Consider the following 25,032-nt stretch of genomic DNA (forward strand, 5'->3'; position numbering starts at 1 on the left):
AATTCCGCAAAGCTGAATGCCGTGATGTCCTTCTCGCTGCTCGGAGTCACCTTGACCGTAACGGTGTACTGTTTCGTTGTGCCATCCTGTGCAGTGACGATATAGGTCACAGGAGCAGTGAAGTCATTTTCCGTCGTACCACTCACTTGTGCTTTGGAGCCGACTTGCGCTGAGGCTCCTGCAGAAATGGTGAACGTAGCAACCAACGCTCTTGCATCCGTACCGTAAAGAACAGTAAGCGCTATGTTTGTCCCGCTAATCATACCTGTTACTACTGGCGTCAATTCCGCAAAGCTGAATGCCGTGATGTCCTTCTCGCTGCTCGGAGTCACCTTGACCGTAACGGTGTACTGTTTCGTCGTTCCATCCTGTGCAGTGACGAGATAGGTCACAGGAGAAGTGAAGTCATTTTCCGTCGTCCCGCTCAATTGTACTATGGAGCCTACCCTCACCGAGGCTCCTGCAGATAATACAAAAGTAGCTTTCAATCCATTTAGATTGGTGCCATTTTCCACTTCAATCGCTACCGTTTGCGTAGTTGTATTGATCGTTGCTGGTTTGCTTTGCGCAGCGAAGCTGAATGCAACGATATCGTTAGCACTGCTCGGCGGCGCAACAGTCACGGTAACCACCCAGTTCTGCCTGGTACCATTCTCCGCCTGTACTACATAAGTGACCGGGTTCGTGAAATTGATTGCTGTTATTCCGCTTCTTTGAGATGACCCGTTTGCCCTTGCAGAGGATGCTGGGGTTAATGTGAATGTAGCAATCAGATTAGTCACATCCGTTCCATACTTTACCTCTATGTCGACCGTACGAGCTGCCGAGTTGATTGTTGCCGGCTTGGCCTGCGAAGAAAAACTATATGCTGTAATGTCTTTTTCGCTACTTAGTTCAATAGAGACATAGACAGTCCATTCTTGGGAGCTGCCATCTGCTGCAGTTACTACATACTGAACAGGGTTCCTAAAGTCGTTGGCAGTCGTCCCGCTTACTTGAGTAATTGAACCAACTTTTGCTGATGCATCAGGTGATAGAGAGAATGTGGCCTTCAAATTAGACAAGCTGCTATAAGGGGTCCTGTACTCGACTTCAATCTCTACGGTGAAATCTGTCGTATTAATTGTAGCTGCTTTGGTTTGTGTAACGACGCTTAATGAGAATGCCGTAATATCTTTTTCACTGCTTTTTGTCACGGTTACTGTCCAGTTTTGACTGCTTCCATCCCCTGCTTTTACTATATAGGTAACTGGAGTTGTGAAATCATTAGCACTCGATCCACTTACTTGGTCAACAATGCCGACTTTGGCGGTGGCTTCTGGGGATAACGTAAATGTAGCCTTCAAGTTGGTTACATCAGTGGCGCCCCCCACTTGAATCTCAACAGTGTGAGCGGCCTTATTAAGGGTTGCAGCTCCAGTCTGCTCTGCTAAACTAAATGCCGTAATATCCTTCGCACTGCTTGCTATGACGGATACGATATATGTAACTTTCGTTACCCCATCCGCTGCGGTTACAATGACTTTCTTCCCTGAGGTTAGGCTCGTTGCAACGGTTTCTCCGTCTTCATCGTAGATTTCAAACGTTGCATTCGTCGCTGGCGTGATTTCTTCTTTAAGTACAGCTAAAGTTGTTCCATAAGGAATGTCGGTTATCGTTTCATTTGTTGTTCCGTCGGTACTCACGATTCCGATACCGGAAGTCAAAGTGGCATCTGAGCTTTGGGCTTCCCACTGCGCATACAAGGTTGTATAGGGCATGATTTCAAAAGAACCACTATAGCTCTTTCCATTTCCATTTGCTTGTGTGTTCCATCCAATAAAGGTGTAACCCGTCTTTACTAAATGTAATGTCCCCGTATATACACTAGCCGTTTCTCCAGGTAGATATAAATTGGAATCAATCGGAACGTTCCCGCCAGTGTTTCCGTTTCCGTCATATTTTAATTGAAACAAGAAATCTCGCAAATAAGGATATCCGTCGTTACGCGATGGATCTATCGCCCAAAGGCTAGTAAAATCCCAACCACCGACAGGTCCCTTCATATTTTCATCTAGGTAAATACTGCCTATATTATTCCCTTCACCATTGCTGGTCAAAGGACTTATAGGAGCAACATCACCGCTCACATGACCACTTGCGTAGCTATTGCTATATGATCCGCTACTATTACTATAAGCATAGCCAATCAAGCCACCGACAAAACTATATCCGCTCACTTTCCCCCTAGTAAAGCTGTCACTTATTACTCCACTAACTTCAAGATTGCTGACCAAGCCACCTACATGCTGTCCTCCGTTCACCTCACCTGTGGAATAACTTTTGCTGATCGTTCCATAATTGTAGCCCGTTAATCCACCTGAAGAAAAACTACCATTAACCTTGCCTGTCGCGAAACTGTTCCTTATTTCAGTATTTGTAGAATTGCTGCCAACTAAGCCGCCTATACTCTGACCGTCTATCATTTCCCCTGTGGCGTAGCTGTAGCTGATCGTTCCATCATTATTACCTACTAATCCGCCAACTGCATAATCTCCTATCACATTCCCTGTGGCGTAGCTATAATTGATAGCTCCGCTATTCGTGCCCGCTAGACCGCCTGAAGAGAAGCCCGATCCGGTAACGCTAACATTAGCGTAACTATTATCGATTATGGCATTTTCATTAGAAATCGTAACGCCGTTATCGCCAATCAAGCCACCTACTCCATCTTTTCCGGATACATTTCCAGTAGCATAACTGTGTGAAACCTTCCCTTTATTTGCCCCAACCAAACCACCTACATAATTATTTCCAGTAACATTCATATTCTCCAGCTTCACATTTGTAATAACACTTTCCGTGCTTGTCAATCCGAATAACCCCAAGTTATTTCCACTAGTACTTATTTTAAGCCCATTAATTACAAATCCGTTTCCATTAAAATTCCCTCTAAATGGCGTATTGCGATTATTTCCAATAGGAGTCCAGTTATCTTTGTAGTCGCTGGTACTCAAGTCAATATTTTTAGTCTGCTTGAAATAAAGATTTGCATTTAAATAAGCTCCCCGAATCTGATTAAGTTGACCAGCTGTTCCGATGAGATAAGGGTTACTCGCTGTTCCGCTTCCTAAAAACTCATTTGCCGCAAACGCTCTACTGCTACCGAAAATCCCCCAAGGTGCGACAACGCCCAATCCTAATACTATCGTCAATAGGATAGACAAGGCTTTTTTTCCTGATCTACGCATTACTTATTCTCCTCTCGATCTATCTGATGGAATAAACGATCCATAGACAAGCCTACTAAAGCCCAATAAAAGAATAATAAAAGATTTTATTAGGAAACGACGAAAACCGCATAGCAACAAGGCTCCGCGGTTTGGGTCAAAGACGAAATTATTTCGTTTGGTGCACCTTGCCCATAAAATTACATGATTAGATATACTTGTAATGAACAGAAAGATGAAGTGGTCGTCATCTTTTTATTAAGATGATAGGTAGGAAAGTTGAATTTATACAAGAATAATTAAGATAAGAATATTGGATAGGTGGATTGCAATTGAAAAATCATGATTTAGATAACGAACTCTGGTTCAACTTTAAAGAACATTGCAGCGGCAAGCATTTCATTGTTGGAAACCCTCATACTTTTCATGGAAGAATTTCAGCCTATTGCCCACAAAAAGATGTATTCTTCAATGTTTCACTTAGGGAAATAGATGAAATGCCACTGACTACAAAATATTGGATTAAAGGGTTTTTAGTAGGAAACGAACCAGCTTGCCCTGTCGATGACGAAGGAGATGTTTTTCCACGAACACATGAAGAGTTCATTCATTGGGATAAAAACATTAAATTATTCCATAAAACAGGTTATTGGTATTCTGGCGATAGGAATTGCGGAGTTTGTGGATTAAAGTTATTAAACTCTTGGACTGAATTTGACTGTGAAACCTGTTTTGAAAAGAAATAGTGCAGAACTAAGTGAGAACATTAGTTGAATAAAAATGGATGAGCTGGAACTATTGACCGACATTAACTGAACAGGAGCGAGCAGGATGGTACTAAGCATCTCTAATGACCTAAATAAAGATGACAAAAATTATGTAGTGAGTAAAATGATTGAATTCAACCTCATACATTTCCCTGATGAACTAAAAGGAAGGTATGAAGAAATAAATCTTTCCTTGAAAGATGATAACGGTCAAATATATGGCGGACTCACTGGGGAAATATGTTGGAACTGGATGGAGATACAGTCCTGTTTGTTGATAAAGAACTTAGAGGATTAGGCTACGGGAACAGCTTCTTTCGGCAGCAGAAAAAATGGCTAAAGAAAAAAATTGCGAGTTTATTAAACTTGATACGTTGAGCTTCCAAGCATTAGATTTTTATAAAAAACAAGGTTTCGATGTGTTTGGAACGATTCATAATGCTGGACGACATACGCATTATTATTTGAAAAAGGACATTTGAAACTCAGATTACAAATGGGACTCGTTAATTCCATCAAACAGCGGCAGTCTAACTTTATTTTCTCGTCCAAACTGCCGCTTATTTATCCTCACAGCATATTAACTTTGCATATACGCCCTAATCCTTCAAACCCTTTCCATCCATAATTTGCGGTATATATTTTTCAATTCTAGATACTCTCGTTTTGGATTGTTTGGGTGCAGTGAAATAAAGAATGTAGGCATTTTGTCGTCCAGGCGTCAATGCTTCGAAAGCTATTTTCAAAGCTGGAGTTTCATCGAACATATTTTGAAGTTCATCTGGGATGGTGAACTCTGTATTCTTTTTAAAGCTAACTTCCAGACCGGCTCTTTCTACTTCAATCGCTTCATAGATGTAGGCTTTCAAAATCGATTCCATTTCAACTATTTCTCGCACATTGGTGAACCGGATCTGGCGCGCTGCCTGTACATTCTCCGTTTGTTGAATGAGAATACCGTGGGGATCTTTTAGCAAAGCACCTTTGTGAAATAGAAACGCACAATATTCTTTAAACCCATGTATAAGAACGACGTTTTTATTCTCAAACATATAACAAGGATGCATCCATTTAAAGTCCTCGGTCAGTTCACAGTCCAGAGCGATTCCTCTCAATTCCCTGTATTCTTCCTGCCACTTTTGGGATTTGCTTAAATATTCATCAACCTTTGGATTCGTTCGACTAGTTGTCATGATTGGGCACTCCTCTTCCATATCATAATCTTCATTAATTGAATACCAATCCATAATGCATCTGCAATAGGACTCTATTTATCCTAAATGTGAGGAATAACCTTATTATGTTCAATCGGTGAAGATAAAACAATTAAAGTTGTCGAGTCCCCCTATTGGCCCAATTCATTAATTACGGTTTGGATGGATTGTAACGATTCACTAGCAACTTTCACGAGGAAATTGTACTGGCCGCTTACAGGTTGCAGCTCAAGGACATCAGGCGAATGGCTGCAATGTTCAACAAAATGATCGCAGCCTTTTGTATGAAACAATAAGTAGGGGTAATACCAGCGTAGCTGACACCACCCGCAAACACATGGTTAAAATTATTGAGATATAAGACCCCCGTTGGGGTTATTCGTGTTGCGTAATTTGGTAATAAACAGGCCAACTTCAAAAGTATACAACTTTATTATCCCTATACAAATTACAGGAAATATCAGTTCATAGACTCTGTCGAAATCGTCTGACACCCGTTGAATATCGCAAACTTTTGTAAACAACTGTTCAAGGCTGTTCGCAATTGCGTTGTTTGCTTCACACCGTTCTCGTACCAGATGTTTTTAAGAACGAGCGTTCCAGTTTTTCGCTCCACGATTATCTCAGCTCGCCCAATGAAGCTTTCTCCATATAATAGAGGCAGCACATAATAGCCGAATTTTCGTTTGATTGCAGGCGTGTAAATCTCCCAGGTGTAATCGAAGCCAAACAATTCGTTGATAAGTTTTCTGTCCCATATGAAATTATCTAGAGGGGCAATAAGCTCGCAACGCCATTTCGACTCCTGATTTTGCAGAACGGCTTCAATAAGCAGTAAATCCTCCGCGAGGCAGTACAGTATATCCTTCATTTGTTCCACGGCAACAGCAACAATGCGAGCTTCGTGTACTAGCTGGCGAAAAACCTCGGTGCGCTGTGCTGCTTTCAACCCCCATATATTCAGCCATGCATCTGACGCACGATTCCATAAGAGACCAACAGAGCCGATTCGACGCAGTACCCGCCACTTATGATGCTCAAGCTCATCCTCCAGCGGCTCTGATGCATTCAGCAGATTTGGCTGTATGTACTTCTTGGCTATATCGTAATATTTACGCATTCCTTTTTTATGATGGATAATCAACTCACCCGTCGAATACATCTGTTCCAGCACCGATCTAGATGAATTGTTTCCACCGCTCCAGTGGATGGCCGATTGCCAAGAGAAATCTCCATCCAATTTTAAATCATCCGAACTTATCGCACCGTGATTTTGGATATGAGCCCGTACTTGCGCTGTCAACGCTTCCATTTCGGGATAGCGTTCGGCATGTTGCCTTGCGGCTTGCCTGTATCGCTCAAAATACGGCCAGTCCTCGACAGAGATAATGGCCAGGTTCTTGTCAGGATAATCGACAAGGCTTCTATCGTCATACAGCAACTCGGCGAGCATTCCCTTGGTAAATCCCTTGATTCGCGACTGTAGCACCAATTCGGCGTTTTTTCCGCAAACATCGATGGGGTCGTATTGAATGCAGCTGACCTGCCGAGCAAAGTCCAATACGCCCTGCTTCCCACTAAATTTATGTTTGCCTAAAAGTCCATGCTTCAACAACAGAAATTGCCTTGCCTGGCGGTTTGTTAATTGAATCATGTTTGTTCGCACCTACCTCTAGTTTAGTTTTTTTATTATATTACTGTGGAGGCTGGAGGGGAAAAGAAAAAGAAGGCGTGGAGGAACATTTATTTCACGTACTCGCTGAGGGTGTTTCTTGTACTTTTTATTAGCTGGCTTGAGTCCAATGCAATACCGAACTCAAACCAACCAATCAGCCGTATAATAAAAACTCTAACTTTATGGAGTCACTACCTAGAAAGGCAACTTTTCGTTATTGCATTTATTTTGTTGGATCCATCACAGGCGGTACTGGTAAGCCTGCTTGACGTAATAGCAGCATCATTTGGCCGCGGTGATGTGTTTGGTGGTCAATTAAGAAACGTAATACTGCGCCTTTTGTTGCAAGACTTGCAATGCCTGTTTCTGTTAGCAAGTCCTCATCGGATAGCTTGGCTACCTCTTCCTTGACTGCCTCCGCTGCTTTTTCGTAAGTTGCTACAATTTCTCTTGCTGTCGCTGGAGTTGGTTCATCTTGACCAATCATTGGTACAGTTAAACCTGCTAAATGACTAAAATAACCTGTTGTTTCTACTAAATGCCAGCCTAACCAACCTAGTGTACTATGCCCTTCAACAATACTTTGTCCTAATTTGTCATCTGTTACGGCTTGCAAGACTTGCAATGTCCCTTTCACAGCCACTGCCCATTCCTTTAAAAAATCATCCACTTGTCGATACATCCAAACTCCTCCTCTATCATTCACGTCTCTTTTATCATACAAAATATTTGCTCAAAATAACAGGAAAAAACAAACATATGTTCTCATTAAAAAATGCGCACAAAAAACATCTGTATCCGCTAAACTTAACTGCCCGTCCCCATTAATAAAATAAGTACCGAATTTTTTTTGTATACGGAACTTCGAGCTATTTGAGACTCTTATTGTATAAAATATACAGTTTGGATATACCTATTCCAAGTACTAAGTTCCGATACTCACCGTTATAGGAACTTTCAATTGGAGAAGATAACATGAAACGGAATTGGGAATTGGACGAATTAATCGAACATTTTACGATCCTACCAAACGAGATGAGGTTGATCGAGAACAAGACTATTGAAATCTGGCGATAGCTTAATGCCTGATAATGCTGAATTGCATCTAAAAAATTTGGTGTAAATTTCCTAAATTTTCAGGTGAGGCGGGGGACGCTTCACTTAAATATTATCCCTAATAGCTTAATGAGGCTGCCGTTTCATACCGGCAGCCTCATCATCTTTTTTTGTAAAGCTATGGTTCTGAATCCTTCTTCATAAAAAAAGGTTACTCTATGAAGGCAGCTTACTGTTCGCATATGCGGCGGCTCCGATCGTACCAGCTTTTCCACCTAATTTCGCTTGTACTATTTTACAGGCATCGTAAGAAAGTTTTAAAGCATGATTTCCAACTGTATCACGTACTGAATTTAGCAAGCGATCACCCGCTGCCGACATTCCACCGCCAACTATAATGATTTCTGGATTCAATAGGTTGATTACATTTGAAAGACCAAACCCAAGAAGCCTCCCTGTTTCGTGCATAACCTCAATGGCAAGTGAATCTCCCAGATCATATGCCTCTGAAATCATAAGACCAGTGATAGCCGTCCAATCATCTTCTACCCATTGCGATATCATACTTGATCGACCTTTCTCAAGCTTGTCTGTTAACGTTTTGACCATACCAATAGCAGAAACGTATCTCCCCAGACAGCCTGAGCTTCCACAACGACAAGGCCGACCTTCCCGGTACATATTCATATGCCCGATTTCTCCCGCGCTAGATGTTGCTCCATAGACCGCTTTTCCATCATTTACAATACCTGATCCTAAACCGGTACCTAACGTGATTAACACCAAGTTTTTGTAGCCAGCACCTGCACCAAACAGCCATTCACCATACATATTGACCCGCACATCATTATCGATAAAAACAGGAACATCAAAATATCTTTTCATTTGATTCACCACATGAATGTTTTCCCAATCTGGAAAGTTTGGTGAAAATATAGATAGACCTTCATCTGGATTCAGTAAACCAGGGATTCCCATACCTATACACTTAATAGAAGTTTGATGGATTCCTTCGATCAACAACATTTCATGAACAATTTCTTGAATTCTGTATAATACGTGGGCAGGTCCTTTTGCTGCTTCTGTGGTGTCACTTCTTTCGTGAATGGTTTTAAACTCCGTGTTAAAAATCGCGGACTTAATGTTTGTCCCACCAAGATCAATTCCAATAACATATTTACTCATGGCCTAGCTCCACTCTAACTTATTATCAAAGCACCTAACCTCATCCATTCCATGCCCGCGACATGATAAATTAATAACTCATCATTTTGTTTTTCACATCATAAGGGTTCAAACTCATAACCATAACTCCCCCCCAATGCCCAAGTAAAAAAAAACCGTTAAAGACTGTAACGCAACAGCTACTCGGCAGCCTTGATTGCATAAAATTCATCTTTAACACTTTGCATTTGAGAAATATGACGTTTCGCATGCTGGCATAGGAAATATATATATTGATAAACATCAATCTTTCCAAGATCATTAACGGTCATAGTCGTTTTATATAAGATGCCTTCACCGTTTGGTATTTCTTTAAGTATTTCTTTGCATTCGTTTATCTGCTCTTCCAATATTCTACTCACTTCAGGAATTGTCTTATCTCCTGTTGGTTCCATATGCTCTGGTCGTATCCATATAAATGATTTATGTTTCTCAATTTGGTCAAGTTCCGCTAAATTGTTTTCATATGCAGAAACCTCTTGATTTAGGTCTACCTTTATGGCAAGGTTTTTGGCCTTGTTCTTACCCTTACGAATCAAAATTAATAAGAAATGATTGGTTATAGTGACATGTTCTAATATTTGTTCAATGCTCCAACCTACTTTAGGTCTAAAGCTTAGCATTTCTGGTTTTAGATCAAACCATAAATAATAATCACTCAAGGTACGTGAAAGTTCCCACTCTATGAACTGTATGGTTTTCTTTACTGTCATTGGCTCCCCACCTTCAATTGAGATTATCGCCAAAAAGTTGAACAGCCCGCCTTATCCTCAATATTGAATTCGATTATTCTCTCAAGTAATGAGAAATCAATCGGACTAACCCACTTCATACGTATTAACTCCTTGGTATGATCATAGCCGGCCTGCTTAATTTCATCAGCAAACTGAATAATCCCTGCCTTTTCAGGGGCAACCGCCAAATGCTGTTTCGATACGCTAAAACCAATAATAAATGTGTCGTGATCGGTAAACATAGGCTGGTTCCACGCGATTTTCGGCATTAAATTTGGATATTTCTTCGCTACCCATTCCAAAACTTCTTCCGTTCTTTCCCGATGCTGCGGGTTATCAATACGAGATATAAACTCTGCGAATGCTTCCATTTTGTTTCCTCCTGGTGTAATTGATGTTATTTATAGGCTATCCATTTTATCCAATGATAAGCGTGTCAATTGATTGCTCATTATTTAACTATTTTAACCAGAAGTGACCTTTACCATCAAGAGATCTTTCATTTCAATTCGTTCCTTCCAGCCTCATACAGATGCTTCTCTCAACAAACTCAAGAGATTTCTATCATTACACATTATACCAATACATCGGATGCTCAGCGATCGGTTCAAAACCAAGCTTGCTGGCAAGAGACAGCGATGCTTGATTATCTGAATGACAGCTCCAATTTGGGATTAGGTTTTTGCTACGACAGTCATTAATAAACAAAGCCGCAACTTTAGTCGCAAGCCCTTTCCGTGTATATTCCTCAACTGTAATGATATCAATCTCAGCGAATCCTCCGCCAACGTAAGGGGATGAACAAACGCTTATGATTTGATTATCTTTTGTAATAAAATGTCCTATGCCTCGAACATTAAAATGCTCATTCGAATCCCATACCAGCTTATAGTAAGTATAGAAATCCTCTCGATACTGATTTGAAATATGCTCGTTTAGAGCTTCATAATGCAGTCCATCATCAATCTTAAGGGATATGTCTATACTCATCTCAGTAAACTTTTGATCATTTAGTCGGAAGTACGTACGTTTTATTTTATTTGCATGTATGAGTTGATATTTCTGCAAGGCCCTTTCCCATTCCTCTGTGAACATCGCTAACGCGTAAAAGCCAATGTGGTTTTCTTTATCATTTAGAAAATTTGCTATCGCATCATTAAAGGTATGATAAGAAGCGTTACCCACTACGCAGTAAAATCCACCGCAGCTAGTAATTAAGGCAGCGCTAGGATCTAAAATACGATTTACAAATATCTTTCCTTTTTGTGTCTGTTCAATAACAGAAAGGGCAAAGACTGCTTTGTTTTTTATTTTGGAAAGCATCGGTAATACTATAGTAAATTCGTTGCTACACAACTCGAGCATAATCCACCTCCATCTCGTTCCTTTTATATGAGGTCGTCTTTACTTTTTGTCTTTTTAAAGGTTCTGATCGTGATGACAACAGCTACTAAAACAATAATCCCGCCAAATGTGAGTCCTCTTACGTGTTCAGGTAGGTCTGGTAACTTCACATATGCAAGTAAATATTTCATTAAGAGTTGTGATAACAATAAAATAATAAACGTCTTCAGGTAAGAAATGAATGATTTATTTTTAATCCATATAGGTAAAGCATATAACACACTCAATAGCACAATTATCCATACATCCATTCATTTATTCCCCCTCTCGATTAAAGCTTTTTATCGTTGCTTCGAATATAGTATTCTTCTACTCACTTTAGAGGTTCTAGAGTCACCGACTTGCGAAAATCATAAACCATTCTGTTTTTATTGTATAATACACTCAAATGTATAAATTTCTCAATATTTACCTCTACTTGAAAATTCGAAATGATTCATGATGACAGCTGAAGATATCCTATCGTGAGCCTATGAAAGGAAACACAAGATACAATTCGTTGAACTGGACGAGAGTCATTCGTAAAAAATTGCAGCTATTTATTGGGTCCTGACCATGTCGGTAAAAAAGTCGGCACTGCTGCTGTCCAATTCCTTGAAGCAAAGGCTCGGGAGCTAGGCTTCCATGTACTCATTGCAACCATTTGCACAGAAAATGAGCGAAGCATCAGCCTGTTCGAGCGTCTCGGCGATGAGAAAGCGGCCCAATTCAAAGAGATTGGACAGAAGTTCGGAAGATGGCTGAATATTGCGAGTTATCAGAAGATCATTTGATGTAGAATGACTACATATTATGAATGGCACGAAAGAGAGGCAGCAAAATGGAACATCAGCTGGTGCAAAAAGAGGCGTTCACCATCATCGGAAAATCGATCTTAACATCCACTAGAGAAGGACAAAATTCAAAGCAAATCCCTAAGTTTTGGCAGGATAGTCATGCGGATGGTACTGTCAGAAAACTTACTGCCTTGGGAGAAACCGAAGAACTACTAGGACTGTGCTATGATGCGCAGCAGAATGGCGAGTACTTTAAGTACGCGATTGCAGTAGAATCTAATGCGCCAGCCTCGGACTACGGGTTCGAACGGATACAAATTCCCTCAGCAACGTGGGCTGTGTTTACTTCTATCGGCCCGATGCCTGGCGCAATCCAAGAGGTTTGGGGACGTATTTACCGGGAATGGTTCCCAACTTCGGGATTTAAGCAGGCTGAGGGGTTCAATTTCGAGCTTTACTTGCCGGGAGATACAACTTCCGAGGATTATCGCTGTAAGGCATGGATTCCGATTGTACGAAAATAACGAAAAACTTGTTTTCTGAATTGCAGATAACCGTCAGCGCTTCGCCCAGTTGAAATATGCATAAAGCCCCTCGCTATGCGGTTATCCAAACACTAAAAAATGGGATGCAATTAGCAATCATTCCTAGTACAATAAGAATTGGAAGCGCTTCCGAATTGTGTCTCGTCCAAATCTATCTTATTTTATAGGAGGATTTCATGATGAAACGTAATATTCGCTTTCTGTTTACGTACGTACTCATTCTCAGTCTCAGCTTGAGCTTTCAGGTTTTCCCTGCACATGCAGCACCCGTTACGCTTGACAACGGCAATCAATTTCTGGATACGAGCGGAAATGCGATTCAAGCCCATGGCGGTGGCGTTCTCAAATCAGGCAGCTACTATTATTGGTTTGGCGAGAACCGTGACGGTACAAACTACGTTTCCGTGTATCGATCAACCGATCTGAAAAATTGGGAATTCCGCGCGCATGTGTTAAGCAAAACTTCGGCACCAGAACTTGCTACAGCTAACATCGAGCGCCCCAAAGTAATCTATAACGCCTCAACTGGGAAATACGTCATGTGGATGCACAAGGAAAACGGCGTCGATTACGGCGAAGCGAGGGTGGCCGTCGCTTCCTCTTCCAACATTGAAGGCCCCTATACCTATCATGGAAGCTTCCGTCCATTAGACTACGATTCCCGTGATATGACCGTCTATAATGACGGAGGCACCGCTTATCTCATATCTGCAACCCGCGTAAATGCTGATTTGAATATATACCGTCTAACCTCTGATTTCCTTGGCGTAGATTCGCTCATCTCAACACTATGGGTCGGTCAATACCGCGAAGCCCCCGCTTTATTCAAACGCGGCAGCACCTACTTCCTTCTAACTTCCGGTGCGACTGGCTGGGCTCCCAACCAGGCCAAATATGCAACAGCCACCAGTATTAGCGGCACTTGGAGCGGATTAAGCAATGTCGGCAATGGCAATACCTATCAATCCCAATCCACTTATGTGCTGCCAGTTGAAGGCTCATCGAGTACCTCATTTCTATATATGGGCGATCGCTGGGCAGGCGCATGGGGTGGTGCTGTCAATACGTCTGAATATGTATGGCTGCCAATCGAATTCCCCTCTGCGACATCGATGACTTTGAACTGGTACGACCAGCTCACGATAGATGCAGCTACAGGCTCGATTGCAGGAACAGTCAGTCCTCCTGTCAATACGACCTCATGGTATAAGTTAACCAACCGAAATAGCGGCAAGCTGCTCGGAACAACCAGCGGCGTCACAACCGATGGCGCGGTCATCGAGCAATATACTGATGGCGGATGGACCAGCCAGCATTGGCAGTTTATCGATGCAGGTGGACGCTATTACAAAATTAAAAACCGAAACAGCGGCAAAATTTTGGATATAACGAGCAGCTCTACGGCAGACGGGGCTACCGTCATCCAATATACCGACAACGGAGGGCTTAATCAGCAATTCCGTATCATTAGCGCGGGCAGCGGTTATTTCCAAATCATGAACGTCAAGAGCCGCAAGGTCATCACCATTACGGACAGCTCGATATTGAATGGTGCGGATGCCGTGCAGCAGACAAGAGATGGAGATACGGACCAGCAATTCTCTTTCACGACCACGAGTTAATCTTACAACCTAGTCATCCTTGCAAAAATCAGCAGCCCCGGTAAGCTTTCCTGCCGGGGCTGCTTCCTTTTCACACCCTTTCTAATACCTGAGGTTTGTTTCGTACTTAACGTTCATACGTTGTCAGCATTACTGACTTGTACATGCAAATGGTAAACATGCTATAATTATGTGTGCGTTTATCCAACCATACGATTGATAGAATAGAGACGTTGGAGAGGGGGATGACGATTGTTCGCTAAGCGATTAAAGCAGCTGCGTAAGGCGAGGAAATTGACAATGCAAGAAGTAGCTGATTACTTAGGTGTTGCCAAAAGTACATATGCTGGCTACGAATCCGGTTACCGGCAGCCAACCATTGAATCCATCCAGACGATCTCGCGAAAGCTTCGCACCTCCGCCGATTATCTGCTGGGGCTGACCGATTATCCGGAACCGCCTGCTGAGCTTAACCATAACGCTAAGGAATATTTAAACTATGAACAGCTTCACTGGGACGGGGTTCCTTTGGAGAGGGACGATCTAGAGCTCATTCGCAGCTTGCTCGAACGCGTTCTCCGTGACCGTACCCTGCCTAAGGACGAAACAAACTAACCTCCCATCAGCTGGAGCAGCTTCGCTTCGAAATCGCCTTGAAGCTGCAGCATGAGGCTGCTGTAAGTCTGCTCCCATTCCTCAGTCACACTCTGCTCCACTTTATCTCCTTCCGCGTCCGCAATTAGAGTTTGGAGCTTCGCATTACACGCTGCCTCCGTATTCGAAAGCCCATCCATCCACTTCTGATTCAACTCCTGAAAAGCATAGGGGTCTGACAAATCAAGCTGCGCAACGCTTGCTTCGGCCCCAGCCAGCACCGCGTTCATATCCTGTGTACATTTCGCTTGAAGCTGTCTCATTTGCTCCTCATATTTCTCCACAGCATTAACCGGCGGCTCCGTTTCAATTGCTGTTTCTTCGTCCGGCTTCGGCGAGACTCCCGTATTAGGCTTTGCATCCGTCCCTTTATTCGGCTTTGACGTAGTTACAGGCTTTGTAGTCTGAACTGGGCGCGGCGTTGCAGCTGGCTTGACTGCTGGTTTAACTGCCACTGCCTGTTCGCTCGCAGCTTCAGGTGTTTCTATTACCTCTTCATTACGATCCGGATTAGTCGCTGCCTGCTCGGAAGGCTTAACTGTCGGCGCTGTCTCCACAGTCTTCACCTCTGAAGATGGCGTAACAACCTGCGTTACTTCAGTTGGTATGACAGTCCCATCAAGCGCTGCGATGATAACGGGAGGAGCGCCTTTCGCATTCACAACAAATGACTGATCCGTCGATTTATCCCAATACAGCCCGCCCCATGCAAGGATAAGTATGACGGCAAGTGAGCCCAAAATTATATTAATGGTATCCGGCTTCTGAAAGCGCGGACGTCTTTTTTTACGCGAATGCCCTTGTCCCATTTCAGCTTTTACCACCTTCCTATTTGAATGGAAAGAAGCCAGTCCTCCACCCTAGCAAAAGGTAGAGAACTGGCCGTCTTCTAAGAACGCATAATTTCCGTAATAATAGTCGTGAGCAGCTTGTTGACCTTGCTCTTCGTCTCATTGATCGCTTTGTTCTTCAACGCGTTGGTTGCTTTCACTTTATTAATTGCATTCAGAGCGTCATTCCTAGCCTGAACAACCTCTACAATTAACTGTGCTTTCTGCTCATCATCCTTGGTCGCCTTCAGCTGCTTCTTGATACCGTCCAGCTTGTCATCCAGAGCTTCAGCTATTTTCTTGAACTCCTCCTTAGGATCAATCTCGACGTCTTCGTTCACGAGCGTGATCTCCTGCTCGAAAATAACTTTGGACGAGCCTCCGATCAGCATCGCTTGAATGACAGCCTTCCCTTCAGCCACCTTCTTAGGTATAGTTACCTTGCCCTTGGAATCTACTGCAACATCCTTGCTGCCAGATACTTTCTTCCAGCGCAGGAGCGATGAAGGAAGCTCAGTGCCGAGCAGCTTCAGCGTATAAACATGCTGCGTACCGCTTGCTGTAACTTTCACAGCAGAGATCACCTCAGAGCGGATATAGGCAACGGTCAAAGCATTAAGCGCACTGTCATCATACTTCAGCTTTAACTGGAACTTCAGAACAGTCATACTCACATCAGCCGGCTTGATGCCTAAATTCGCAAATACCTCACTAAGTGCATAATCGTCCTTCGCAATTAGAATTTTATTCATCGCTTCCGTAATTACCGCATTAATCTTTTGTTTGTTGCCAAGCAACTGGGCGAGATCCTTAGGTTTCATATCTGCAATAATATCGCGTACGGTACCTTCAACACCAGGCCGCTCGTCTCCATCACCGAACAGAAGCAGAAGGAAATCATCCATCGTCAGATTGTCGACTCCGCCGGCTGCCGCAATCGTCCCCAGCGTCGCCCGGAACTCTGGATTTGTTCTTATCGCCTCGAGCTGCTTCGCATCTGGGTCATATTGAATGGAGCCTACCGCTTGAATGATGCGGAATAAGCTCTCCTTCAGCTCTGCTTTATCGACAGTGTCCGGCAGCTTCGCCGCGATTTTATTCCACACAGGGTCGATCAAGGATTGATCCTTCGCAAAGGTCAGTTTAGCAAGCTCATCTCGCAGATTCCGCACATCCTGCACATCCTTCGGATCACCGGCAAGCAGCGCAGCATGAAGCTTATTCATCCGTGCAAGGAACTGCTCAGCAGGGAAATGATCCCCCTCGCCTATAGCTGCCGTAAGCGTAATTTCCTTCTCGAAAATAGTTTTTGCCGCACCTCCGTACGGATTAATGAACGTGGCACGAACGAGCACCTTACCGCTGTCTGCATCCCGCTTCAGTGTAATGGTACCATTCGCGGCTACAGTAACGTCCTCACTGCCAGACACCTTGCTCCATCTTAGTGCGAGCGCTGGAACTTCAACGCCGAATGCTTTCAGGCTGAGCTTCTGCTCGCGTCCGTTCTCACTGACTTCAGCAGTATCTGTCGTCTCTGAGCGAAGCAGCGCAATCGTTAGGGCAGCGACGGCCGGCTCGTCTTTCTTCAACTGCTGTTGGAAGTTCACCCACGTTTGGCTGACCTCCTTCGCCGTAACACCCAGGCTGCTAAGAACGGAGCTGAACTTATAGCTGTCCTTATCATTTAGGAGCAGCCCTGCCTTCTGTAGAACGACAGCTGAGATCGCCTGCTTGTCGCTAAAGAGCTGAAGCAGACCTGAGGAGGATAAACCGTTCAAATGTCCACGAATGGCTCCTTCCAATCCACCAGCAGATTCATCTGCTCCGAAGAAGAAGACCAGCAGATCATCGATGACGAAGCTAGCTTCACCACCTGCTGTGCCAAGCTCCTTCAGAGTAGCGCGGAAGCTTGCATTGCTGCGAATTTCCTCCAAGCTTGCGGCCTGCCCGTCATAAGGAATAGCAAGCACTGCTTTGAATATATCGAATAACCCTTCCTTCAGCTTCGCTTTGTCAGCTGTTTCTGGAAGCTTAGCCGAAAGCTTATTCCAGATGGGATCGATTAACGCTTGATCCTTGGCAAACGTAAGCTGACCCAGCTCATTCCGCAGTTGAATAATCGCTTGAATATCGGCTGGATCTCCCGCAGCAAGCGCTGCCTGCAGCTTCGCCATGCGCGCTAAGAATGCTTCAGCTGGGAACTCCGTTTCCTGCGAAACCGCGGCCTTTAGTGTTATTTCCTGCTCATATACAACCTTCGCTGCACCGCCATACGGATTGATAAGCTTCGCTTGGATAACAGCTGTTCCGCTTGCCGCATCACTAGGGATCGTCACAACACCGGACGGCTTCACGGTCACGTTCGCATCACCGGAAGCTTTGGACCACTGCAGCACTGCAGGATAGATTGATACGCCGAATACTTTCAGACTATAGGCATGTGTTCGGCCTTCGTCCGTAATGTTCACATCCGCCTTTGCTGCCGAGCGGATGTAGGCTACCGTCATCGCACTGATTGCCGGCTCATCCTTCTTCAGCTTTAACTGGAATTGCAGCACTGTTGAACGAACATCCTGCGGGGTAATGCCTAGATTTTTCATAATCGCGCTGAATTTATAAGACTCCGTATCGCCGAGCAGCTCTTCTGTTGCTTGAAGCAGGACAGTTGTTATGCCCTGCTTATTGCCGAGCAGTAGGAGCAGCTCCACAGGCGTTTTTCTAGCAAGCAAGCTTCCGATGGTCCCTTCAACACCTTTGCGGCTTGTACCGTCCCCAAACAGGAATACGAGGAAATCATCGAGCCTAATGTTCTCATCTCCGCCCGCTGCTGCAATCGTCTTTATCGTAGCGCGGAATTCAGGGTTCGTACGAATCGCTTCCAAATCTGAGGCCTCCGGGTCATAGCGGAAGGAGCCGACCGCCTTAATGATCCGGAACAAGCTTGCTTTCAGCTCCGCCTGATCGACCGACTCCGGCAGCTTCCCGCTTATTTTGTTCCATATGGGATCGATTAGCGCCAGACCTTCCACTTCATCAAGAGCAGCAATCTCATCACGGAAATTTCTTACCTCTTGCAAATCTATTGGGTCGCCTGCCGCAAGCGCGGCATGCAAGCTGTTCATCCGATCCAGAAATACACTAGACGGTAATTCCGTCACAGCAGCGTACGCAGTTTGACTGAGCCCTAGCTTCGTCGCCAGCCCCTTCTGGCTTAACGGGAAACCGCCCAGCGATGCAGTAAACATCGAAATCGCAAGCGCAGACAGAGTTACCTTCCTTCTAAACGTCATCTCATTCACCTCTGGTCATTAATTGGGTCTAAAATTGCAAAACAGGCATCTGTTCCTTTACACCTTGATTCAAGCTGGGACGGCCTACCGAATAATAAACAAACTCCGTTCCGAGCAAATCCTGCTCATCAAACACGTTCCGACCATCAATGAGAATCGGTCTGTTCAGCACCTTCTGAAGTCTGCCAAGATCTACACGCGAGAACTCCTCCCACTCGGTCAGCAAGCACAGTGCATCTGCCCCTTGGGCTGCCTCCAAAGCACTTAGGCACCAGTCCACGCCATTAATCTCATAGAGTGAACGGAAATTTTCCGTTGCAATGGGATCGTAGGCTTTAACCTTCACACCATTATCGACCAAGTGCTGAATAATCTCGGCGGCGGGTGAATCGCGAACATCGTCTGTATTCGGCTTGAACGAAAGACCCCAAACTGCGATTGTCTTGCCGTGAAGCTCGTGACGAAAGATCGTTTCCAGCTTGCGAATAACGTTGAAGCGCTGATCCTGATTCACTTCCACAACGGAGCGCAGCAGCTTGAACTCGTAATCAACATGTCCCGCAATTTGAATCAATGCACTCGTATCCTTAGGGAAGCATGAGCCTCCATAGCCGATGCCCGCCTTCAGGAAGGAGGGGCCAATCCGACTGTCGTAACCCATTCCCGTTGCTACCTTAGTTACATCCGCGCCTACCTTCTCGCAAATGTTTGCAATCTCGTTGATGAATGATATTTTCGTAGCTAGGAAAGCATTCGATGCGTATTTGATCATCTCGGCGCTGCGAATATCTGTCACAACGATTTGCTCCGTAAGCGGTATATGAAGAAGTGTCATGACATCCGCTGCAGACTTCGAGCTTGCTCCAATAATAATGCGATCTGGGTTCAGCGTATCCTGAATCGCTGAGCCCTCGCGCAGAAACTCCGGCAGCGAAATGCTATCGAAACGCTCCCTTGTATGGGTACTTATGAGGCTTGCGAGCCGCTCATTCGTTCCGACTGGCACCGTGCTTTTGACCGCTATAATCTTATAGCCGTTCATCGCCTCAGCGATCTCGATTGCCGCTTGGTTAATATAAGAGAGATTAGCTTCGCCACTGGGCAAAGGTGGTGTTCCAACCGCCAAAATGATAATTTCCGATTGGCGGACTGCCTCCTGCAGGTCGGTCGTAAAGCTCAGCATGCCCGCTTCACGGTTCGCCGCTGCCAGTTCTTTTAGACCAGGCTCATAGATGGGGATGCCTCCCGCATTCAAAATATCGATTTTGCGAGAATCCTTATCTACGCAAATCACGCGATTTCCTAGCTCCGCATAACAAATGCCTGATACGAGTCCAACATAGCCCGTTCCGATAACCGTGATGTTCATGCCCATCGCTCCTTCATTGATTAGTTTTTTTGTACCGTGCATAATTGCAAAATTTCATTCCATTCAAAGGCTAGCCGTACGATATCTTCCTCAATAAGCTCAGAACCCGTCTGTACCTCGATAATGTCCATCTCTGTTTCCGCCCGCAGGCTATGCAGGCTTTCTCTTGATATCGTTAGAACGTCGCCCTCCCCTACTAGGAAGCTTTGACCATTAAGAACCATCACGCCTTGTCCGGCGACGATTGTCCATACTTCATCCCTAAGCTGGTGATACTGGTAGCTTAGATTGCTTCCCTGTGCAACGCAGATCCGTTTCGTTAATACTTCCTTGCCATTCGGGTATTTCAAGTAGTCCAGCACGCGATAGCGTCCCCAGCGCCGTTCCTCGTACATCGGCCGTTGATCGGAATGCTTCATGACTTCCTTGATCATCGGGCTGGATGCTTTGTCCGAAACTAAGATGCCGTCTGGACTCGCTGCTACGATCACATTCGATACATTAAGCAGCGTAATTGGAATATCGAGCTCATTGATGACATGTGTATTAGCAGAGCCTCCCGTAATAATGCCTTTGCCGATAAGCGGCGTCTCGATTTCCTCAGTCAGCGTGTTCCAAGTACCGAGATCCTTCCACTCACCCTCGAACGGCAGCGCCACGATATGGTTCGATTTCTCAACGATCTCATAGTCGAAGCTGTTCTTCGGAAGCTTGGTGTACTGCTTCAGCATTTCGTCGTATTGGATTGGAAGCTCATTCGCAATAAGAATATTGATGAGGAAATCCAGCTTGAATGCAAAAACCCCGCAGTTCCAAAGTGCAGCCTGTTCAATCATGGCTGTCGCTTCTTCTTCGCGGGGCTTTTCTTTGAAACTATGAACATCGACAAAGGCTCCCTCTGCAGCAGAGGCAGGATCTGGTACGATATAGCCGTATTTCTCAGATGGATAGGTTGGCTTGACACCCATTAGCGCTAGATCAGCACCCGATTCATTCAGAACCAGCTCCAGCTCCTTCGTCTTATGGAAGAAGGCTTCCTCTACATAAGGGTCCACTGGCATGATAACAACCGTCTCATTGAGGCTCACACCCTGTACCGAATACAAGTACGTCGCTGCCAAAGCGATAGCCGGGAAAGTATCTCTTCGCTCCGGCTCCACGATAATATCGACCTCGCTCCCAAGCTGGCTGTAGATCATGTCGACCTGAGGCCTGCTCGTTGCAATATAGGAATGGTCGCGCAGCCCGGCGCTCGTTAGCTGACCCCAAACACGCTGAACCATCGATTCCCGCTCGCCATCCACGTTTTTCAGCACCTTCAGAAATTGCTTGGACCTCGATTCATTCGACAACGGCCACAGCCGTTTGCCTGAGCCTCCTGATAGAAGAACAATTTTCATTATAATTCCTCCCAATCGGTTTTTAGAGTGCATAATCGGCAAGTATGGATTTGGACATCAGCCTTGCTTGCTTACTTCTTCATCATCAGCTGCGCCGACTTCACGCTGCTCGTCCAAGTGTTGTAATAGTTGGAGTTTTTCCCATATGAATTATCGAGCAGCGTGTTCGGCTTGTCCATCAGACAGGATAGGATATGACCATGCAGTCTAGAGGTTTGTACAACGCGGTAGCCGCTGAAGCGTCTGACTGCCTTGTCTACCAAGTAATCGGAGTACTTGCCCCAGATCGCCTGCATCGGCAGCGGAACGCCACTCTTCGTCATCATCTGCCCGATCATCTTGATCGACTTTCGCTCTACACGGTTGTAAAGCGATGCCCAGTCCAGATAATCGCCTCTTCCAGCCGATTCAAAACTCTCCTGCTCGCTTGTTTTCTCAATGTCAGTCCGAAAGAAGCACAGCAGCTCCTTAGCGGGGTTGCTTTTGGTCAATATCGGCCATAGCTGATGCGCCATATCGGGTGATAAATACACGCTGCATTTATCGAACTTCTGAGCCGCTATGCCATGCGACAACGTATCTCTAACAAACAGATGCACATCCTTATGTGCATTGAATATAGCCGCTGTCCGGTTATACTCCGCATCCTTCTCGAAAAAGATCGTCTGCGGGAGCAGCACAATGCGGTGATTCGGGTAATCCTTGACGATTTGCTCGCGCAGCTTCTGATGCACCGGGTACAGATCGCCGAAGTTCCCTCCTCCTTGCAGCACAATGATCTGATTCATCGGAATGCTCAGCTTATCGGGAAAATCTAGAACGCTGTAACGCGCTGTGACGCGGATTTGGTTGTCCTTGAAGAACGCCTCCGCGCCTTTCATGATCAGCAAATCGCCGCCGTTATTGTATACGGGATAATCGATGTAATAAATACTCGAGCCAGGCGGGATCACCTTCAGGATTTGAAGCAGCTGTTTCTTCAATCCCTCCATCGGGTGTACGTTCGATTCTACTAACATATCAGCGCGCTCCTTTACGTTGTTTTTTGTCTTTCAGACGATCTATAAGAAAACGGAAATCATTTCGATCAAACAACATACCCCGCAGTCCCACTTGGAAAATAATCCGCATCGACGCCATCGTCACCACTAAGCGGATAACAGCTCCAATTAATAAGGCTAACGCGATTCCGTTAAGCCCGTACATCGGCGTGAATAGGAAGAATAAACCGATTGTTACTGCAAGTGCGATAAGCTGGCGCATAAGCACAAGACCTGGACGACCCATCGCATTGAACGAGGATGCAAGAATCCAAGAACCCCCTCCGAGAATACATTCGAAGGAAAGCAAATAAAAAGCTCCGCTCGCTTCCAGAAAAGGCGCCCCGAACAGAATGCCCATCAAGTACCTGCCAATGAACATGCTCGGAATGACGACGATCGTCATGAGCAGCATCGATAGACGGAACGCCCGTCCAACCGTTGCGATAATCGCCGCGTTTTCCATGCCGGTTACCTTAGGAAATACGACATTCGTAATGGCCATCTGCACAACATTGAACACGCGGGACAGCGCATATACGACCGTGTACAGCCCAAGCTCTCTTGCAGTCAGCATCGAGAGAATAATAATTTTGTCAAACTGCGAATACAGCGTACCGAGCAGCTCAACTCCGAACACCTTGCTTCCATAGCCGAATAACGCCTTAGCCGCTAATCGATTACCAAGTCCCCTCAGCCATTCGATACGCAGCGCATCCCTGATGCTGAATAAGGACCAAGACACGACGAGCACGCTGGTCACCAGAAAGACAAGCGAGGCGTTCCGAAGGCTTAGGTCTCCCATTGCCCATAGCGCCAATAAGCCTGCAAGATTAAACAGCGGGACGCATAAGCGCAATCCGTTATATACATTGAATCTGCTCGTGCTCTGGGCCAGTGCAGAGATTAAGTTAATGGCAAGCAATATGGGCAGCATAAGCACCGCATACCATCTTGCAATTGCAATAATATCAGTAGGATAATTCCCGAGCCATGTCGGCATCCATATCCATGCGATTACACCGACAATGACGCTGACCGGAATCTGGAACAGAAACCCTGCTCTAACGAAATCGCCTGCGCTGCCTTTATTTTGTTTCATGTTATAGATGAGTGAAGTGGGCAACCCGAACCCTACAAGCCCTGCAAGCAGCGTCGGCCAAAATAATATTGCTGAAAACTCGCCTTTCCCAACTACGCCGAACATGCGCGCTGTCACAATCGAGGTCAGCGTACTAATGACCATGACCAGCAGATTCGTTGCGCTTGTCCGCATAATCGTCTGAACGAGTCCGTTGCCCCTCCATGCCTTCGTAATGGCGAGCTGTGCCATAGCTAGTCGTCAACCCCTGCCGTTATAACGCAGGATGCCGACTAGCGACCCGTTGCGGTAACATATTTTCACAACTTGGCGAATGAACCTTTTGAAATGAAAGATAGACAGCAGTGAGGCGAAAGTCGCCTGAACCATTCGGATTACATGCTTCACAATCATCGTGAAGCTTCGATCCTGCCGCTTAACCGCGTCACTAACACCCTGCCAGAAGATTCGCTTCAGGAACCACTTTTTCGTCGTACGCTCCTTGGCTATCTTGTGCTGGACGGATGCAAACGGCGTATAAAACACGGTATACCGCTTGCGAATTCGTGCGATCAGCTCACTTTCCTCGCTCGACAGCAGATTCGTTCCGACCCGACCAAGATCCTCACGGAAAGGATCGAACAGCTGGAACACGCTGGTGCGGAATGCAACATTCGCTCCATAGGGAATGGCAGGAGCCGGCATCTCCTTCACCTTGTCCGCATAATCGAGTATCGTGAACACCGATCGATGCTCCTCCGGAATCCAGTCCGGCTCGGCAACTTCCCAGATCGGATCAATTCTACCGCCGACACAGCCAATATCCAGACTACTCTCGAACACATCCACGATATGCCGGGCCCAATCAGGAGAAGCCAGCGCATCATCATCCAGAAATAGAATATACTCGCCCTTCGCTTCCTTAATCGCCCGATTGCGTGCAACTGACAATCCCAGCTTGTTCTCAAGCACATAGCGAATTCGATCCCCATGGAGCCGTGCAAACGAGCCGACCACATCAGCCGTATGATCCGTTGAGCAGTTGTCGATGACGATAATCTCAATCTGTTCTGGGTCATAGTTCTGTGCAAGCACGCTCTCAATCGCTTCGCCCGTATCCTTCGCCCGGTTATGGGTACAGATGGCCACGGTAACCTTCATCC

The 25,032-nt window shown here is 45.3% G+C and carries 22 protein-coding genes and 1 pseudogene; 6 read left to right on the forward strand and 17 right to left on the reverse strand.

Annotation, left to right across the window (positions count from 1 at the left end):
- On the reverse strand, positions 1 to 3,230 hold a 3,230-nt coding region (locus FGT79_RS17380), incomplete at its 3' end, for a GLUG motif-containing protein (RefSeq protein ID WP_138754103.1).
- Between the two features lie 311 nt (positions 3,231 to 3,541).
- On the opposite strand from FGT79_RS17380, the gene FGT79_RS17385 reads away from it, so the two are divergent.
- Together FGT79_RS17385 and FGT79_RS17390 are read left to right on the forward strand one after the other, a co-directional pair.
- Positions 3,542 to 3,955 carry a hypothetical protein gene (locus FGT79_RS17385; RefSeq protein WP_138754104.1) on the forward strand — a complete coding sequence of 138 codons (414 nt, stop codon included), beginning with the start codon at positions 3,542 to 3,544 and terminating at the stop codon, positions 3,953 to 3,955.
- Positions 3,956 to 4,040: 85 nt separating this feature from the next.
- Positions 4,041 to 4,458: pseudogene (locus tag FGT79_RS17390) on the forward strand (GNAT family N-acetyltransferase).
- A gap of 117 nt (positions 4,459 to 4,575) precedes the next feature.
- Here FGT79_RS17390 and FGT79_RS17395 read toward each other — a convergent pair.
- The 9 genes from FGT79_RS17395 to FGT79_RS31250 form a co-directional block, all read right to left on the reverse strand.
- On the reverse strand, positions 4,576 to 5,169 hold the full coding sequence (locus FGT79_RS17395; protein WP_138754105.1) for a YdeI/OmpD-associated family protein: 594 nt from the start codon (positions 5,167 to 5,169) through the stop codon (positions 4,576 to 4,578).
- Between the two features lie 152 nt (positions 5,170 to 5,321).
- Positions 5,322 to 5,483: an Lrp/AsnC ligand binding domain-containing protein gene (locus tag FGT79_RS17400; protein WP_246096474.1), complete on the reverse strand. Its 162-nt coding sequence runs from the start codon at positions 5,481 to 5,483 to the stop codon at positions 5,322 to 5,324.
- A gap of 167 nt (positions 5,484 to 5,650) precedes the next feature.
- Entirely contained in the window at positions 5,651 to 6,844 is a 1,194-nt protein-coding gene (locus FGT79_RS17405; protein WP_138754106.1) for a winged helix-turn-helix domain-containing protein, read from the reverse strand.
- A gap of 244 nt (positions 6,845 to 7,088) precedes the next feature.
- Positions 7,089 to 7,547, reverse strand: coding sequence for a DinB family protein (locus FGT79_RS17410; protein WP_138754107.1), 459 nt, complete (start codon positions 7,545 to 7,547; stop codon positions 7,089 to 7,091).
- 590 nt (positions 7,548 to 8,137) lie between these two features.
- Positions 8,138 to 9,106, reverse strand: a complete 969-nt coding sequence (locus tag FGT79_RS17415) for an ROK family protein (RefSeq protein WP_138754108.1) — start codon at positions 9,104 to 9,106, stop codon at positions 8,138 to 8,140.
- Positions 9,107 to 9,285: 179 nt separating this feature from the next.
- Positions 9,286 to 9,858 (reverse strand): DinB family protein, encoded by a 573-nt coding sequence (locus FGT79_RS17420; protein ID WP_138754109.1) that lies wholly within the window; start codon positions 9,856 to 9,858, stop codon positions 9,286 to 9,288.
- Positions 9,859 to 9,881: 23 nt separating this feature from the next.
- Positions 9,882 to 10,250, reverse strand: coding sequence for an iron chaperone (locus FGT79_RS17425; protein WP_138754110.1), 369 nt, complete (start codon positions 10,248 to 10,250; stop codon positions 9,882 to 9,884).
- 196 nt (positions 10,251 to 10,446) lie between these two features.
- Positions 10,447 to 11,244 (reverse strand): GNAT family N-acetyltransferase, encoded by a 798-nt coding sequence (locus tag FGT79_RS17430; RefSeq protein ID WP_138754111.1) that lies wholly within the window; start codon positions 11,242 to 11,244, stop codon positions 10,447 to 10,449.
- A 23-nt stretch (positions 11,245 to 11,267) separates the two neighbouring features.
- Positions 11,268 to 11,534 (reverse strand): hypothetical protein, encoded by a 267-nt coding sequence (locus tag FGT79_RS31250; protein ID WP_171056299.1) that lies wholly within the window; start codon positions 11,532 to 11,534, stop codon positions 11,268 to 11,270.
- Positions 11,535 to 11,825: 291 nt separating this feature from the next.
- Between FGT79_RS31250 and FGT79_RS17435 the strand changes: the two genes are divergently transcribed.
- The 4 genes from FGT79_RS17435 (at position 11,826) to FGT79_RS17450 (ending at position 14,820) form a co-directional block, all read left to right on the forward strand.
- The gene (locus FGT79_RS17435; protein ID WP_138754112.1) at positions 11,826 to 12,056 is read left to right on the forward strand and encodes a GNAT family N-acetyltransferase; all 231 of its coding nucleotides are present in this window, start codon (positions 11,826 to 11,828) and stop codon (positions 12,054 to 12,056) included.
- Positions 12,057 to 12,103: 47 nt separating this feature from the next.
- Positions 12,104 to 12,583: a GyrI-like domain-containing protein gene (locus FGT79_RS17440; protein WP_171056300.1), complete on the forward strand. Its 480-nt coding sequence runs from the start codon at positions 12,104 to 12,106 to the stop codon at positions 12,581 to 12,583.
- A 200-nt stretch (positions 12,584 to 12,783) separates the two neighbouring features.
- On the forward strand, positions 12,784 to 14,226 hold the full coding sequence (locus tag FGT79_RS17445; protein WP_425465027.1) for an RICIN domain-containing protein: 1,443 nt from the start codon (positions 12,784 to 12,786) through the stop codon (positions 14,224 to 14,226).
- A 231-nt stretch (positions 14,227 to 14,457) separates the two neighbouring features.
- Positions 14,458 to 14,820, forward strand: a complete 363-nt coding sequence (locus FGT79_RS17450) for a helix-turn-helix domain-containing protein (protein ID WP_138754115.1) — start codon at positions 14,458 to 14,460, stop codon at positions 14,818 to 14,820.
- On the opposite strand, the gene FGT79_RS17455 is transcribed toward FGT79_RS17450, so the two are convergent.
- From FGT79_RS17455 to FGT79_RS17485, 7 genes are all read right to left on the reverse strand, one after another.
- A complete protein-coding gene (locus FGT79_RS17455; RefSeq protein ID WP_138754116.1) occupies positions 14,817 to 15,668 on the reverse strand; it encodes a hypothetical protein in 852 nt (283 codons plus the stop codon). The genes FGT79_RS17450 and FGT79_RS17455 overlap by 4 nt on opposite strands.
- An 80-nt stretch (positions 15,669 to 15,748) precedes the next feature.
- On the reverse strand, positions 15,749 to 18,979 hold the full coding sequence (locus FGT79_RS17460; RefSeq protein WP_138754117.1) for a DUF1542 domain-containing protein: 3,231 nt from the start codon (positions 18,977 to 18,979) through the stop codon (positions 15,749 to 15,751).
- Between the two features lie 28 nt (positions 18,980 to 19,007).
- Positions 19,008 to 20,348, reverse strand: coding sequence for a UDP-glucose dehydrogenase family protein (locus FGT79_RS17465; protein ID WP_138754118.1), 1,341 nt, complete (start codon positions 20,346 to 20,348; stop codon positions 19,008 to 19,010).
- A gap of 20 nt (positions 20,349 to 20,368) precedes the next feature.
- A complete protein-coding gene (locus FGT79_RS17470) occupies positions 20,369 to 21,748 on the reverse strand; it encodes a sugar phosphate nucleotidyltransferase (RefSeq protein WP_138754119.1) in 1,380 nt (459 codons plus the stop codon).
- Between the two features lie 71 nt (positions 21,749 to 21,819).
- Positions 21,820 to 22,767: a polysaccharide pyruvyl transferase family protein gene (locus FGT79_RS17475; RefSeq protein ID WP_138754120.1), complete on the reverse strand. Its 948-nt coding sequence runs from the start codon at positions 22,765 to 22,767 to the stop codon at positions 21,820 to 21,822.
- 1 nt (position 22,768) lies between these two features.
- The gene (locus FGT79_RS17480; RefSeq protein WP_138754121.1) at positions 22,769 to 24,121 is read right to left on the reverse strand and encodes a lipopolysaccharide biosynthesis protein; all 1,353 of its coding nucleotides are present in this window, start codon (positions 24,119 to 24,121) and stop codon (positions 22,769 to 22,771) included.
- Positions 24,122 to 24,130: 9 nt separating this feature from the next.
- Positions 24,131 to 25,030, reverse strand: coding sequence for a glycosyltransferase (locus FGT79_RS17485; RefSeq protein WP_138754122.1), 900 nt, complete (start codon positions 25,028 to 25,030; stop codon positions 24,131 to 24,133).
- Between the last annotated feature and the right edge of the window lie 2 nt (positions 25,031 to 25,032).

It is taken from the genome of Paenibacillus sinopodophylli (genome assembly GCF_005930355.1).
Taxonomy (GTDB): Bacteria; Bacillota; Bacilli; order Paenibacillales; family Paenibacillaceae; genus Pristimantibacillus; species Pristimantibacillus sinopodophylli.